Origin of the sequence: Stagnihabitans lacustris, from assembly GCF_025950525.1 — a bacterium.
Taxonomy (GTDB): domain Bacteria; phylum Pseudomonadota; class Alphaproteobacteria; order Rhodobacterales; family Rhodobacteraceae; genus Stagnihabitans.
On sequence record NZ_JAPDGS010000001.1, the window covers coordinates 588,751 to 603,966 of the forward strand.

At 65.6% G+C, this 15,216-nt stretch carries 13 protein-coding genes and 1 other RNA gene; 5 read left to right on the plus strand and 9 right to left on the minus strand.

What is annotated here, in order from left to right:
* Positions 1–231 precede the first annotated feature (231 nt).
* The 6 genes from NX862_RS02820 to NX862_RS02845 all read right to left on the minus strand — a co-directional run bounded on the left by NX862_RS02820 (position 232) and on the right by NX862_RS02845 (position 5,338).
* Positions 232–789, minus strand: coding sequence for a class I SAM-dependent methyltransferase (locus tag NX862_RS02820; RefSeq protein WP_264492351.1), 558 nt, complete (start codon positions 787–789; stop codon positions 232–234).
* 1 nt (position 790) lies between these two features.
* On the minus strand, positions 791–1,243 hold the full coding sequence (locus NX862_RS02825) for an SspB family protein (RefSeq protein WP_264492352.1): 453 nt from the start codon (positions 1,241–1,243) through the stop codon (positions 791–793).
* A 60-nt stretch (positions 1,244–1,303) separates the two neighbouring features.
* Positions 1,304–2,575, minus strand: coding sequence for a chromate efflux transporter (gene chrA / locus NX862_RS02830; protein ID WP_264492353.1), 1,272 nt, complete (start codon positions 2,573–2,575; stop codon positions 1,304–1,306).
* On the minus strand, positions 2,572–3,354 hold the full coding sequence (locus NX862_RS02835; RefSeq protein ID WP_264492354.1) for a chromate resistance protein ChrB domain-containing protein: 783 nt from the start codon (positions 3,352–3,354) through the stop codon (positions 2,572–2,574). Before NX862_RS02835 ends, chrA begins: the two co-directional genes overlap by 4 nt.
* Before the next feature lie 354 nt (positions 3,355–3,708).
* Positions 3,709–4,067: a transfer-messenger RNA gene (ssrA, locus tag NX862_RS02840) on the minus strand.
* 215 nt (positions 4,068–4,282) lie between these two features.
* Complete coding sequence (locus tag NX862_RS02845) at positions 4,283–5,338, minus strand: ABC transporter substrate-binding protein (protein WP_264492355.1); 1,056 nt, start codon at positions 5,336–5,338, stop codon at positions 4,283–4,285.
* Positions 5,339–5,681: 343 nt separating this feature from the next.
* On the opposite strand from NX862_RS02845, the gene NX862_RS02850 reads away from it, so the two are divergent.
* The 5 genes from NX862_RS02850 (at position 5,682) to NX862_RS02870 (ending at position 11,304) form a co-directional block, all read left to right on the plus strand.
* Complete coding sequence (locus tag NX862_RS02850; protein ID WP_264492356.1) at positions 5,682–6,941, plus strand: aminotransferase class V-fold PLP-dependent enzyme; 1,260 nt, start codon at positions 5,682–5,684, stop codon at positions 6,939–6,941.
* Positions 6,942–7,138: 197 nt separating this feature from the next.
* Positions 7,139–8,545, plus strand: a complete 1,407-nt coding sequence (locus tag NX862_RS02855) for a cryptochrome/photolyase family protein (RefSeq protein ID WP_264492357.1) — start codon at positions 7,139–7,141, stop codon at positions 8,543–8,545.
* 65 nt (positions 8,546–8,610) lie between these two features.
* The gene (locus NX862_RS02860; RefSeq protein ID WP_264492358.1) at positions 8,611–9,822 is read left to right on the plus strand and encodes a class I SAM-dependent methyltransferase; all 1,212 of its coding nucleotides are present in this window, start codon (positions 8,611–8,613) and stop codon (positions 9,820–9,822) included.
* The gene (locus tag NX862_RS02865) at positions 9,822–10,265 is read left to right on the plus strand and encodes a TrgA family protein (protein WP_264492359.1); all 444 of its coding nucleotides are present in this window, start codon (positions 9,822–9,824) and stop codon (positions 10,263–10,265) included. The genes NX862_RS02860 and NX862_RS02865 overlap by 1 nt, the downstream gene beginning before the upstream one ends.
* A 1-nt stretch (position 10,266) precedes the next feature.
* The gene (locus tag NX862_RS02870) at positions 10,267–11,304 is read left to right on the plus strand and encodes an NUDIX domain-containing protein (RefSeq protein WP_264492360.1); all 1,038 of its coding nucleotides are present in this window, start codon (positions 10,267–10,269) and stop codon (positions 11,302–11,304) included.
* Positions 11,305–11,615: 311 nt separating this feature from the next.
* Here the strand turns inward: NX862_RS02870 and NX862_RS02875 are convergent, their stop codons facing one another.
* From NX862_RS02875 to NX862_RS02885, 3 genes are all read right to left on the minus strand, one after another.
* A complete protein-coding gene (locus NX862_RS02875; RefSeq protein WP_264492361.1) occupies positions 11,616–12,788 on the minus strand; it encodes a Gfo/Idh/MocA family protein in 1,173 nt (390 codons plus the stop codon).
* Positions 12,789–12,927: 139 nt separating this feature from the next.
* Complete coding sequence (locus NX862_RS02880; RefSeq protein WP_264492362.1) at positions 12,928–13,983, minus strand: sugar phosphate isomerase/epimerase family protein; 1,056 nt, start codon at positions 13,981–13,983, stop codon at positions 12,928–12,930.
* 10 nt (positions 13,984–13,993) lie between these two features.
* Entirely contained in the window at positions 13,994–15,028 is a 1,035-nt protein-coding gene (locus tag NX862_RS02885; protein WP_264492363.1) for a LacI family transcriptional regulator, read from the minus strand.
* Positions 15,029–15,216 lie beyond the last annotated feature (188 nt).

The following is a 15,216-nucleotide window of genomic DNA, read 5'->3' on the forward strand; positions in this document are numbered from 1 at the left end:
TCCCAATGTTTGGCAACCTTGTACTGCTGCAGCGCGGAAATTTCAATCGGCATACTATGGCATACCGTTGAAGAAGGGGGAGCTGGCCCCCCTTCACCCCCCGAGGATATTTCCGAACAAATGAATGACCGCAGGGCGGCTGCGATTCATCTGTTCGAAAATATCCCCGCGCGGCGCACAAACCCCGAGCCGGTTGGCCGCAGGCCAGAGGCGAGATGAAAATCTTGCGCGTCAGCGCTCCGCTTTGCGACGGAAGGTGTGGACGCGGGCGGGGGGGAGGTTCAGCGCCACGAAGGCCGTCTTCTTCCAGGTCAGGCCCAAGGCGTCGATTTCGGCATCGGTCATGGCCGGGCGCGGGCCATAGGTGAACTGCACATAGATGCCACCCGGGCGCAGGATCTTGAAGGCCGCGGCGACGATCTCCATGCGCAGGGCCTCGGGCATCGACAGAAGCGGCAGGCCCGAGACCACGGCGCCCACATCCTTTTCATGATCGACGCAGGTTTGCGCCGGTGCCAGATGCACGGCAATGCCGGGGAACTTGCCCTTCAGATGGCTCACGAAATCCGGGTTCATCTCGTAGACTGACAGGTCCTTGGGGGCCACGCCGGCGTTCAGGATGCCTTGGGTCAGGCGCCCGGTGCCGGGGCCGAATTCCACCACGCGGCCGGTCTGCGGTCCCAGCTCTTTGGCCATGGCCCGCGCCAGATAGCGCGACGAGGGGGCGATGGCGGAAATCTCAACGGGTCGCGAGACCAGTTGGCGAAAGAACAGCAGCGTATCGGACATCTCAGCTCTTTCGGAAACGGTCCAGGCGCACGACCTGGGCATCTTGGGGCGGGGTGGGATCGGGTTCGGGATCGTCGTCCTCTTCGTCATCCTCGTCTTCGGCATGCGAGTCAAACCGCAGTCCGAATTCCACCGAAGGATCGACAAAGGTGCGCAGCGCGTCAAAGGGGATCGTCATGCGCGAGGGCATGTCGCCAAAGTTCAGCGTGATGGCAAAGCCTTCCGCCGTCACCTGCAGGTCGTCGAACCAGTGTTGCATGACGATGGTCATCTCGGCCGGATAGCGTTTGCGCAGCCAGTCGGGCATGTCCACGCCTTCGGCATTGGTGTCGAAGGTGATGTAGAAATGATGCGATCCGGGCAAGCCATCGCGGGCCACACCCTCCAGGACCGTCTGGATCAGACCGCGCATCGCGACATGCATCAGATTGCCGTAATCAATCGACTTGGCCATAGGCACCCCCGCGTCAGTCAGGCCCAACATAGGCGATCCGGTGCAGAAGGGAAGCCCGGATCAGAGAAGATTTGCGGCTGCGGAAAGACTTGCCGCAAGCGCGAGAACCAGGGGCAAGGGCCAATGACGCCGCAACAGGACCCAGGCCGAAAGCCCCGCCAGACCCAGCGCCAGGGGCCGCAGGCTGGTCGGATCGGGCCAGATCGTGTGCAGGGGGAAGGCGGTCAGCGGCTCGACCCGGGCAAAGATCACATGCAGCGCGAACCACAGCGACAGATGGCCGATGACGCCCACCACGGCGGCCATGATCGCGCTCAGCGCCCCCGACAGCCGCGGCATTGCGGTCAGCCGCGCGATCCAGGGGGCTCCGGCGAAGATCCACAGGAAGCAGGGCGCAAAGGTCATCCACAGCGCGATGCAGGCTGCCAGCACCGCGGCGCCCCAGCCCTGGGGCGCGGCCGCCACGAAGGCCACGAACTGCACCACCAGGATCAGCGGCCCCGGTGTCGTCTCGGCCAGACCCAGCCCGTCCATCATCTGCGTCAGTGTCAGCCATTGGTAGTCGGTGACGACGGATTGGCTCATCCAGGCCAGCACCGCATAAGCGCCGCCAAAGGTCAGAAGCGCCAGCTTGGAAAAGAACAGCGCGATGTCGGCCATCAGTCCGGGCAGGAAGATTTGCGTCGCCGCCAGCGGGATCAGCCAGACCGCGCCCCAGGTCGCGGCGGCGGTCAGGCTGGCGCGCAGCGCGGGGGGATGGGCGGCGGGCTTGGCCTGACCCCTGGCGGTCAGCGCCCCCCAAAGCCCCGCGGCCAGGATCACGACCGGAAAGGGCAGGGCGAAAAGGAACAGGCTGGCAAAGGCGACCAGCGCCAGGACCCGCGCCGTGCGGGTCTTCAGCGCGCGTTTGGCCACGCGCAACAGGGCCTCGATCACCACGGCGATCACCGCGGCCTGGATGCCCGCGAAGGCCGCCATCACCCCAGGCACATGGCCAAGCCCGACGTAAAGCGCCGAAAGCGCGCCGACCACCAGGGCTCCGGGCAGCACGAACAGCAGCCCCGCGGCCAGCCCCCCGGCCGTGCCCTTCAGCCGCCAACCGATCCAGGTCGCAAGCTGCATGGCTTCGGGGCCGGGCAAGAGCATGCAAAAGGACAGCGCCGACAGGTAATCGGCCTCGGCCACCCATTTGCGGCGGTCAACGATCTCGCGGTGCATGAGGGCGATTTGCGCGGCAGGCCCGCCAAAGGACAGGATGCCGATCCGTCCAAAGGCGGCAAGCAGCGCGCGCCAACCGACTCTGGCCGTTTCAGTGTGGCCAGCGGGGGTCATGCCTGCCTCCCGGCGGGCCAGTCGTGGCCCTCGTCGAACCCGTCGCGCGCCCAGCGGTAAAGCGCGTCATAGACCCCCATCCCGGCCTCGAGTTGGGCGAGGTCGCAGCGATACATCCGCGACAGGCCGACCGAAATCGCAAGCAGTCCCGCCGCTTGCGGGGACAGGTCATGGGCATCGGTATCGGCCGCGCGCACCACCAGCGCCAGCCGGTCAAGCGCCGGATGGCCTAGGCCGAAATCCGCGATCAGCGCGTCAAGGCTGCACAACGCGCCGCGATGCGAGAAGGTCGCGCCCTCGATGTCAAAGGGGGTGGCACCGAAGGTGTCGGCGACGGCCGCGACCTCGGTAGGGGCGACATAAAGGAATTGCGCGCCCGGGTCGACAAAGCGGCGGATCAGCCAGGGGCAGACGATTCGGTCGATCTTGGGGCGGTGGCGTGTGACCCAGAGGCGGGAGGCCGGAAGGGCGGCTTCGGGCGTCAGGGGCAGGCCCGCCGCTTCCCAGGCCAGATGGCCGCCCTCCAGCACCTCGGCCGCATGGCCCTGAAGCCGCAAGAGCGCCGCCATGCCCTCCGAGCGCTTGGCGCCCCGGGTGCAGATCACGACGACGCGGGCGTTTGGCGCAAGGTTGGGTGGGGCAAGGCCGCAGGGGATTGCGGTGGGGATGCGCCAGGCGCTGCGGTCCTCGGGGGGGCGCAGGTCAAGCAGGGCGGGGGCCTCGGGCGTGCCGATCAGGCGCATGAGCTGGACGGGGGTGATCTGGTTGAATTGCGGCATCGGGGACCTTTCACGGTCAGGGATGTCGCGCTTTGGCCGGGGCCTCACGAGGCTTGCGCGGTCTGCCCCATGGGCCATGGGTAAGCGGAAGGGCGCGCGGGGTCAAGCGGGGCGCCAGGTCGGGACAAGCGTCTGATCCCCTGCGGCGGTGCAGGCTGCTGCCGGGCTTTGCAAAGGTGCATCATGCCAGAGCCTTGGGACGCGTTTGGGGGAAGGTGCCAGATTCTGTTGCCAGGCTCTGCAGAGCTTGGGTTTGCCAGAGCCTTGGGACGCGTTTGGGTGAAGGTGCCAGATTCTGTTGCCAGGCTCTGCAGAGCTTGGGTTTGCCAGAGCCTTGGGACGCGTTTGGGGGAAGGTGCCAGATTCTGTTGCCAGGCTCTGGCGGGCCCCGCCTTACGCGGCTAAGCGCAAGGACTTAGTTTCGGCGACTCGAACTGCTTACGCAGCCAGAGCCATTGCCGGAGCACGGTTGTCATTGGCAACTGCACATTTTGGACCGATAACGGTGGTACCTCACCGAGCAAAAGCTGGCCTCTTTGAACGTCCGTCGATCCTATTTCGACCCCATTGCCCGCCAATGAACGGGAGTTTGGTGGAGTCGCCGGGTACCGCCCCCGGGTCCGAACCGTCTATTACAGGTGCGTTTATCACCATAGTCAGGGTTGCCCCTGACAAGACCGGATATAGGCCGCGGGCGACGGCGATGCAAGGGGAGAGCTTTGGGGCCAAAGTTGGGTCACGGAAATTTTCGACGACAATCCCGGGGCGAACAGGCGCGGTCTTGTGGCGCCTGGGACGCTTTGCGGGACGTTCCCGCGACGATCCGCCGGCTGGGCTTGTGGCACGACAAAAGATCCACGGCGCCGGGGCGCGCGCAAAGGAAAGCGCCCCGGGATGGCTCCCGGGGCGCTTTGTGCTGTGACCGGCCTTAGAAGCCCGACTTGATCTGTTCGAACTCGTTGACCATGCGGTCGCGCAGGCCCGGATCAATCGGGGTCTGGGTCAGGAAAGTGCCCTCGACCGGGTCGGCATAGCCCGCCGCCAGATCCGCCGGGGCGATCGTGGCCATGCCACCGGTCTGGGTTGTCGCATAGCCGACCAGCGTCAACAGCGCCTTGGCGGTTTGATCGTCCAGCCAGGCATTGATGAAGTCATAGGCCTTGTCTTCCGACCCCGGCGCGTCCTTGAGGTTCACGAACCCGCAGAAGAACTTGGAGGCGCCCTCTTTCGGCTGGCGCTGAAAGCCCACGGTGAAGCCTTCGCTTTGCAAGATCGCCACGGCGTCGTTCCAGGACCAGGAAATCAGCACCTCTCCGCTGGCCATCAACTGCGACAGCTGCGAGGGGTCGGACCAATAGGCCACCACATTCGGATGGACCGCGCGCAGCCAGTCGGCGGCGGCCTTGAACTGTTCGTCCGACACCGTGGTCCAGTCCGACACGCCGGTCGCCAGCAGCGCCAAGGCCCAGACGTCATCGGCATTGTCGGGCAGCGAAATGCGGCCCATATATTTCGGATCGGTAAAGATCTGCAGCGAGGCCACGTCCTCGACCGGGACATCGGCCGTGTTATAGGCCACGGCGGTATAGGCGTAATCGGTCGGCAGATACCAAAGGCCCGCATCGTCCTTGAAGATCGACGAGGCCAGGAAGGCCGGGTCGATCTTGGAGAAGTTCGGCATTTTGGACGTGTCCCAAGGCTCGATCAGCCCGGCGTCCCGGTATTTCTGCACCATCTGCGAACAAGGATGCGCCAGATCGACCCTGAAGCCCGAGGTCAGCTTTTGAAAGGCCTCGTCGTCATCGGCAAAGATCGCGAAAGAGGGCGCGTCACCGTGCTTGTCGACATAGGTCTGATACAGCGACGGGTCCTCAAAGCTGGACCAGTCGAAAACCGTCAGCTCGCCATCGGCCGCCAGAGAGGGGACAGAGGTAAGGGCCAAGGCCAGGGCGGTCCCCATGGACAGGGTGAAGAGGCGCGACATCGGTTCTCCTTCGCAGGTCAGTGCTTGGCTTGACCCAGGGCCTTGGGGCTTTGCCCGCCGGGGCCTTGGGAAAAGTGTTAATGTCACAAGATTGCGTCAAGCCGCGGGTTTCGCAAGTCAAGTTTTCTGACGTGGGCGGGGGATGCGGAAGTTTTGTGCGATTGCGGCCCCGGGGGTGGCGCGAAAAGCGGCGGGCTTGCGGGGGGGGCGGGGCTTGGGCTAGCGTGCGGGCTGCGCCCCGGCCTGTTGGTCCGGGGCTCTTCCGGGCAGGGGGTCTGTCCGGATCGGCGGGAAGACCCGTCCCCCCATCCGGGCCCCTGGCCCTTTCCCCATGGAGTGATCCTTGACCCTTTCGCAAACCCCGCCCCTTTCGCAAACGCTTGACCTTGGCTTTGTGCGCAGCCAATTCCCGGCCTTTGCCAGCCCGATCCTGGGTGGCCATGCCTTTTTCGAAAACGCCGGCGGGTCCTTTCCCTGTGCCCAGGTCGTCAGCCGGTTGCATCGGTTCTATACCGACCGCAAAGTCCAGCCCTATGCGCCCTATGCCGGGGCGCAAGAGGGGGGCGCCGAGATGGACGAGGCCCGCGCAAGGCTTTCGGCGCTGATGGGCTGCGCTTATGAAGAGCTGAGCTTTGGGCCGTCCACCACGGCCAACACCTATACCCTGGCCAATGCGGTGCGGATCTGGCTGCGCGACCAAAAGGCGGCCATCGTCGTGACCAACCAGGATCACGAGGCGAATTCCGGCCCCTGGCGGCGGCTGGAGGCCGAGGGGATCGAGGTCCGCGAATGGAAGATCGACCCCGCGACCGGGCATCTGGACATCGAAAGGCTGCGGGGCTTGCTGGCCGATGGCCGCGTCAAGCTTCTGGCCTTTCCGCATTGTTCCAACGTCGTGGCCGAGATCAACCCGGTCGCCGAGATCTGCGCCCTGGCGCGGGAGCATGGCGTGCGGACCGTGGTGGACGGGGTGTCTTATGCGCCGCATGGTCTGCCGGATTTCCCGGGGCTGGGGGCGGATGTCTATCTGTTCTCTGCCTACAAGACCTTTGGGCCGCATCAGGGCCTCATGATGATCCGCGCCGACTTTGGCGCCGAACTGCCGGCGCAGGGGCATTACTTCAACGCAGGCAGCCTGTATAAGCGGTTCACCCCTGCGGGTCCGGACCATGCGCAGATTGCCGCCAGTGCGGGAATGGCCGATTACATCGACGCGCTTTGGGCGCATCACGGCGGCGGCGAGGCCTTGCCGGTCGCGCGCAACCAGTTCGTCCATGACCTGATGCGGGCGCAAGAGGTCGCGGTGATCCGGCCGCTGCTGGACTACCTGGGCACGCGCAACGATGTCCGGCTTTTGGGGCCCAAGGCCGCGGGCGACCGGGCGCCGACGGTGGCCGTGGCGCTGGACCGCGCGGCGGAGCCTGTGGCCGTGGCCTTGGGCGTCGAGGGCATCGCCTGCTGGGCCGGGGATTTCTATGCCGTGCGGCCCTTGCAGGCCATGGGGATCGACCTGGACAAGGGCGTCTTGCGCATGTCGGCGGCCCATTACACCAGCCCGGAGGATGTCTCGCGGCTGATCGCGGCGCTGGACCGGCTGCTGTAGGCGGGTCCGGGAGGTTTCGCAGGCATGAAATGCCCGCGAAACCTCCCGGAGGACGCGGGGGGCTGCCGCCCCCCGACCCCCCGCCCGGGGGAGGGGCTTGCCCCTCCCCCGGACCCCCACCGGGCGTTGCGCAGATGGGATGGCGGAATATCATGGGCCGGTGTGATCCGGGGCAGAGGGGCTGACGTATACGACCTATGAACACCGCGCCGCTGATCCTTTGGTTTCGCCGTGACCTGCGGGTCACTGACTTGCCCATGTTGACCGAGGCCCTGGCCACGGGGCGGCCCCTGCTGCCGGTATTCATCCTCGACCCCGAGACCGAAGCCATGGGTGCCGCGGCTCTTTGGCGCCTTGGCCTGGGGGTCGAGTCCTTTGACGCCACGCTTCAGGCCCTGGGCAGCCGTCTGATCCTGCGCCGCGGTGAGGCCCTGCAGGTGCTGGCGCAACTGATCGCCGAGACCAAGGCCGAAGGCGTTTTCTGGAGCCGCTGTTATGACCCGGCCACAAGGCCCCGTGACCAGGCGCTGAAAGCCGCCCTCAAAGCCCGCGGCCTGATGGCGCAGTCCTTCCCCGGCTTTCTGCTGCATGAACCCTGGGAGGTTCAGACCCTTCAGGGCGGCTATTTCAAGGTCTATACGCCCTTCTGGAATTCCGCCTCAAAACGCCCGATCCCCCCAAGCCTGCCAGCCCCCCAGACCCTGCCGCAGCCCCAGGCCTGGCCCGCCAGCGACCGGTTGCAGGATTGGGACCTTGGCGCCCGGATGCGGCGCGGGGCTGCGGTCATGCGGCCCCATCAGCGGGTCGGAGAGGCTGCGGCCCTGTCTCGGCTGGCGGAGTTCACCGACCACAGGATCGGCGCTTACGGCGAGGCGCGCGACATGATGGCCTTGGACGGCACCTCTGGCCTGTCCGAAAACCTGACCTATGGCGAGATTTCGCCCCGCATGATGTGGCACGCAGGCTTTCGCGCCCGCGAAGAGGGCAAGCCGGGGGCGGGGCAGTTCCTGAAGGAAATCGTCTGGCGCGAATTCGCCTGGGCGCTGTTGCACCACACGCCCCATATCGCGCAGACCAGCTGGAAGCCGGAATGGGACGACTTCCCCTGGGGGGGCGAAAGCCCCAAGGCCGAGGCCTGGCGGCGCGGGATGACCGGCGAACCGGTGATCGACGCCGCCATGCGCCAGCTTTATGTGACGGGCAAGATGCACAACCGGGCGCGGATGCTGGTGGGGTCTTACCTGACCAAGCACCTGATGACCCATTGGCGCGTCGGCATGGACTGGTTTGCCGATACGCTGACCGACTGGGACCCGGCCGCCAATGCGATGGGCTGGCAATGGGTCGCGGGGTCTGGACCCGATGCCGCCCCTTATTTCCGCGTCTTCAACCCCGCGACCCAGGCCGAGAAGTTCGACCCGATGCAGGCCTATCGCCGCCGGTGGCTGGCCGAGATGTCGCGCGACCCCCTGGCCCACAGCTATTTCGACGCCGTGCCGAAATCCTGGGGCCTGGACCCCGCCCGCCCCTATCCGCGCCCCATCGTTAGCCTGTCCGCCGGGCGCGAAGCCGCGCTGGCGGCCTATGCGCAACGTAAGGCTTGAGAACCGCGCCTTTTTCGACAACCTTTCAGCAAGCGGCCCGGAACAAGAAGCCGCAAGGGAGCCACATGACGATTCTGACCTCGACCAAGGGCCAAAAGAACCTGCCGCGCTATTTCGGGGCGGCCTATGCCACGATCTCGCGGCTGGAACGCGGGCGGCTGGATTTCCGCCTGCCCGATGGCCGCACCTTCCGCGCCGAGGGGCGCAAACCCGGCCCCGCCGCCCTGGTCGATGTGCTGAACCCGGAAATCTTTGCCCGCATGATCCGCGAGGGCGATCTTGGGTTTTGCGAAGCCTATCTGGAGGGCTGGTGGTCCAGCCCCGACCTCATGGCCTTTTTGGACCTCATGCAAGAGGGCAACGAGGCGGTTTATGACGGCTTTCCCGGCATGGGCCTGGTGCGCGCGCTGGAGCGGATCCGGTTCTGGCTGCAAAGCAATTCCAAGACCCAGGCCAAGAAGAACATCTCGTATCACTATGACCTGGGCAATGATTTCTATGCCCTGTGGCTGGACGAAAGCATGACATATTCCAGCGCGCTGTATCACACGGGCCAGGAAAGCCTGGAGACCGCACAAGAGCAGAAATATGCCTCGATGGTCGATCTGATGGGGGCAAAACCCGGCGATCACGTGCTGGAGATCGGCTGCGGCTGGGGCGGCTTTGCCGAATACGCGGCGGCGAAACGGGGGCTGCAGGTCACGTGTCTGACGATCAGCGCCGAACAGCACAAATTCGCCGTGGACCGGATTGCCAAGGCGGGCCTGTCGGACCGCGTGACGATCAAGCTGCAGGATTACCGCGACGAAACCGGCACCTATGACGGCATCGCCAGCATCGAGATGTTCGAGGCGGTGGGCGAGAAATACTGGCCCACCTATTTCGAAACGCTGCGCGCCCGTCTGCGCCCCGGCGCCAAGGCCACGCTGCAGATCATCACCATCGCCGATCATCGCTGGGAGACCTATCGTTCGACGGTGGATTTCATCCAGAAATACATCTTCCCGGGCGGTATGTTGCCCTCTCCGGCCGTGTTGAAGCGCGAGGTGGAAAAGGCCGGGCTGAAGGTCCTGGGCTCGGTCGAATTCGGCCAAAGCTACAGCCAGACGCTGCGCCGCTGGCACGAGGCCTTCAACGACCGCTGGCACGAGATTCAGGCCATGGGCTTTGATGAACGCTTCCGGCGGATGTGGAACTTCTATCTTTGCTCTTGCGCGGGAAGCTTTCAGGGTGGCAATTGTGATGTGACGCAGATCACGATCACAAGGCCTGCCTGATGCCGACATTCGCCAAACTTGCCGCCGCCGTGGTTTTCGCCATCGTGGGGTATTGGGCGGCAGTGACCTATAACACGAAATTGCCCGACAATGTCAGCCTGCCAAGGCTGCCGCTGTCGATGCTGGGTCTGGGGATCTTGCTGGGCTGGTTTTCGATGGGGCCAATGGCGGGCAAGGGCTATCGCGACAGCGTCGCCTATGGGCTGCGGACCTCGGTTCTGATCGGGTTTCTGGCGATGTTTGGCGTGGCGCTGCTGTTGATGCTGCGCAAATCGACCAACCGGATGTATCGCGCCGACCCCTTTGCGGCCCTGCTGGATATCCCGGATCTGATGTATCAATACGGCAATTACATGCTGCAGGCCGATGTGCTGATGGTGTTGGCGGCGGGGGGGATCATCGGCGGGCTGCTGGTGGAAGTCACCGCGCGGCGTTGGGGGTAGGATGATCCTGTTCGGCCTCGCGGCAGAGCCCGCGCTTTGGCAACTGGCCGCGCCTTCGGGGCAGGGCAGGGCGGTCACGGTTCCGGGATTGCAGATGGTGCGGGCGGCGGCGGGCCCTTGGGCCGTGGCGGTTCCCGGGCGGGCAGAGGTTCCGGGCCTGGCGCTGGACGCGCCCCAGGCCGAGCGTGTGGCGCTGGCCCATCTGCTGACCGGGCTGGGCCTGCGGGCCGAGGGCGATCATTGGCTTGGCTGTGGGAGTGACGCGGCGCCCGAGGTCATGCCCGAAATCATGTCGGTGATCCTGGCTCTGGCCCGCGATATCCTTGCCCTGCAGGGCCGGGCCGCGCCCGAAGACATCGCGCGCAGGCTGGGGCCGATGCTGGTGCGCGCCGCCTCACGCCTGCGGGCGCAGGCGCAGGCCGCACCCCCGGGGCCGCGCCTTGCGGGGCGGGTGGCGGCCCAGGCCTGGCGCCAGCCCTATGCGCATTTCTTCGCCATCGAAGAGCATGACCTGTCCTGGCAGCGCTTTGACGGCAGCATGAGCGGAGTGGCCACGCGGGCGGCCTTTCTGTCGGGCGATGCGGTGACGGTCCTGCCCTATGATCCCAAGCGCGACCGGGTCCTGGTGATCGAACAGTTCCGCGTGGGGCCTTATGTCCGCGGCGATGGCGCCCTGTGGCAGATCGAGGCGATTGCCGGCCGCGTCGATCCTTTCGAGACGCCCGAAGAGGCCGCGCGGCGCGAAGCCGTCGAGGAGGCGGGGCTTGCGTTGCGCGACCTGGAATTCGTGGCGCGCTATTACCCCTCGCCCGGGGCCTTGTCGGAATATATCTATTCCTATGTCGCCCTGACCGACCTGCCCGATGACGCGGCCGGCGTCTTTGGCTTGGCGGAAGAGGCCGAGGACATCCGCGGCCATCTGCTGGATTTCGACGCCTTCATGGAGCTGGTGGCGGCAGGTGCGGTGGACAACGCGCCGCTGACCCTGACCGCGCTATGGCTGCAACGCGAGCGCCCGCGGCTTCGGTTGCCAAAATGAGCGCAAAGCGCAAGTTCATATCTCGCCTCTGGGGCTGAAGCCCCAACCGGCTCGGGATTCGGCGCGGGCGGTGAGGGTTGCGAACAGATGAAACGGGGCCGCGGGCTTTGATGGGGGTCGCAGGTTGACCGCCCCGCTGCGCGGTAGGGAGTGATCTGGCAGGCTCTTGCCTTGGTCCGCCCGACGCCGCCTCGCGGGTCAGGGTCACGACCAAGACCAACACCAAAGCGCGCGGCCCCTTCGTCTTTCATACTGACCCAAATATTCTCGGGGAGAGCGCGAGAGGGGCAGAAGGCCCCTCTCGCATCCGCTTACAACGCAAGCTTCGTCCAGGCGCCGTTCTTCTTCGAGGACCGCACGCAGGCATCGACGAAGGCCACGCCCTCCAGCCCCTCTTTCAGCCCCGGGAAGGTGACGGCCTCATCCACGGCCACCCCATCCCGGCGCGCGATGATGGCACGCGCAGCTTCGGCATAGATATTGGCGAAACCCTCCAAATAGCCCTCCGGATGGCCCGAGGGGATGCGGGTGACACGGCCCGCCGCCTCGCCCGAACCCGGACCGCCGCGGGTCAGCCGATATTTCGGCGCCCCCAAAGGCGAGACCCAAAGGTAATTCGGGTTCTCTTGCTCCCATTCGATGCCGGCCTTGGTGCCATAGATCCGCAGGCGCAACCCGTTCTCCTGGCCGCTTGCCACCTGCGAACACCACAGCATCCCGCGCGCCCCGCCCTCATAGCGCATCAGCACATGGCCATTGTCATCGACGCGGCGGCCGGGAACAAAGGCCTGCAGATCGGCGGCCAGGCTTTCCAGCGTCAGGCCGGAGACAAAATTGGCCAGGTTGAAGGCATGGGTCCCGATGTCGCCCGTAGAGCCCCCCGCCCCCGAGCGCGCCGGGTCGGTGCGCCAATCGGCCTGCTTTTGCCCCGTCGCCTCGACCGGTTCGGCCAGCCAGTCCTGGATATATTCGACATTCACCAGCCGGATATCCCCCAGGGCGCCGCTTGCCACCAGCTCTTTCGCCTGACGGATCATCGGATAGCCGGTGTAATTATGCGTCAGCGCAAAGACCACGCCCGAAGCCTCTGCGGCCTTGGCAAGCTTTTTCGCCTCGGGCAGGGTCGCGGTCAGGGGTTTGTCGCAAATCACATGGATGCCGCGCTTCAGGAACTCCATCGCCACCGGGGCGTGCATGTGGTTGGGCGTCACGATGGCCACGGCCTCGATCCCATCCTTGCGCCGGGCTTCCCGCGCCGCCATCTCGGCAAAGGACCCATAGGACCGCGCCACGCCAAGGTCCGCCGCCGAGGCCGCCGATTTCTCGGGGTCCGAGGAAAACGCCCCCGCGACCAGCTCAAACTGGTCGTCCAGCCGCGCTGCGATGCGATGCACCGCGCCGATAAAGGCGCCACGACCGCCGCCCACCATCCCCAACCGAATACGCGGAGCCCGCGCCACATGTGCCGCCGTAATGGCCATCATCTACCCTTCCTTGTTCAAAGTTCACGGGGATTTTCAAGGGGAGCGTGCTCCCCTTGAAGCGGGGGCGCGGGGGCGGCAGCCCCCGCTTCCTCCGGGAGGTTTCAGTGGCATTTCATGCCTCTGAAACCTCCCGGACCCCTCACGCCAACCCCAACATCTTGCGGTTCGCAGCCCGGTCCGTCCCGGCATCCGCGAAATCGTCAAAGGCCTTTTCCGTCACCCGGATGATATGGGCCTTGACGAAATCGGCCCCCTCGCGCGCGCCATCTTCGGGATGCTTCAGGCAACATTCCCATTCCACGACCGCCCAGCCGCTGAAATCATGCTGCGTCAGCTTGCTGAAAATCCCCGCGAAATCGACCTGGCCGTCACCCAAAGACCGGAACCGCCCCGCGCGGTTGACCCAGGACTGAAAGCCGCCATAGACCCCCTGCCGCCCGGTCGGGTTCAGCTCGGCATCCTTGACGTGGAACATCTTGATCCGCTCGTGGTAGATGTCGATATGCTCCAGATAATTCAGGTGCTGCAGCACGTAATGCGACGGATCATACAGCATGTTGGCGCGGGTGTGGCCCTTGACGCGGTCCAGGAACATTTCGAACGAGATCCCGTCGTGCAGGTCCTCGCCGGGGTGGATCTCGAAGCAGAGGTCCACGCCCATTTCTTCGGCATGGTTCAGGATCGGCACCCAGCGCCGCGCCAGCTCGTCAAAGGCCTCTTCAACCAGACCCGCCGGGCGCTGCGGCCAGGGATACAGATAGGGCCAGGCCAGCGCGCCCGAAAAACTCGCCTGCGCCGTCAGGCCAAGGTTGCGCGAGGCGGTCAAGGCCTTGCGCACCTGGTCGACCGCCCATTCCTGGCGCGCCTTGGGATTGCCGCGCACGTCCGGCGCCGCAAACCCGTCAAAGGCGGTGTCATAGGCCGGATGGACCGCAACCAACTGGCCCTGAAGATGGGTCGAAAGCTCTGTCACCTCGATGCCATTGGCGGCGGCGACGCCTTTGAACTCTTCGCAATAAGCCTTTGACGCAGCGGCCTTTTCCAGGTCGAACAGCCGCCCGTCCCAGGACGGCACCTGAACGCCCTCATACCCGCAATCGGCCGCCCATTTCGTGATCGAGTCCCACGAGTTGAACGGCGCCGCATCGCCCGCGAATTGCGCCAAAAACAGCGCCGGTCCCTTGATCGTCTTCATCCTTGTCCTCCTATACTTCGGCCGCCAGGAACTCCCCCGGCACCTCAAGCTCTTGACTGTCTTCTGGCGCGCGCTTTTCGATGGCCGCCATCACGGCGCGGGCCAGGAAAGACCCCGCCCGGTTGACATCCTCGGGCACCACCAGAATCTCGCGCCGAAAGCGGTGCAGAAAGCGGATCGCCTCCTTGGCCACCAGGTCGTAGTCCCGCCCGATCGCGCGCCCCGCCCGCTCCGCCCCCGACACTGTCGCCATGGCCGAGGTGGTCGAGCCACAGACGATGCCGTCGATCCGCGGCTCAGAGCCCAGACGCGCCATCATCGCCGCCTCGACCGCCGAGGCGGGGGCGTCCGAGGTCACGGTATCCATGATCTCGAAGGTCACGCCATGGGCGGCGGCCGCTCCGGCGAAACCGGTGATCATATGGCCGGCATAGCAATGCGACCGCGGCGGCGGCAGCAGCAACAGCCGCTTGCGCCCACGGGCGGCCAATTCGCGCGCGGCCATCTGGCCAAAGGCCTCGTTGTCGAAGTCGAAATAGGGATGCACGATCCCCATGTCGGTGCGGCCATGGGTGGCAAAGGGAAACTGGTGGTCGGCCAGATAGCGCACGCGCGGATCGTCGGGCTTGGTCTGGTTCAGGATCACCGCATCGGCCGAGCCGGTTTCCACGATATAGCGGATCGGGTCCATCGGGTCCTGGTCGGTGAAAAACGGCATGACGACCAGATGATAGGCCGTGCCGCGCAGTTCATGGGCCAGCGAATACAACAGCCGCGAGGTGTGGTTCATCACATCGGCTTCGGGCGACAGCACAAGGGCGATGACATTGGTCTTGCCGGTGCGCAGACGGACGCCCGCGCGGTTGGGCCGGTATCCCAGCCGCAAGGCGGCCTCGCGGACGCGCTTCTTTGTCTCTTCGCCGATATCGGGCGCGTCTTTCAGCGCGCGGCTGACGGTCGCCACCGCAAGCCCGGTTTCGGCCGCGATGGTTTTCAGCGTCGGGCGTTCCGAATCGCCCAAAGGGGCAGGCAGGCCATTCACCATGCAAGGCCGCTCCTGGTTTGGCGAATCACTTCGGGGCCGGGGCAGGCGCAAGCCCGGGTCGGTCCCGCCGTGCCGCGCCTGCTGTGCCGCATCGCGGCGGGCGCAAGGCAAAGCCCTGCACCACAAGCCCCCGGGCGTGATGTTGCAGCGCAGAATGTCGCGGTTCTGTCCATATCCGGCAAAGGCTT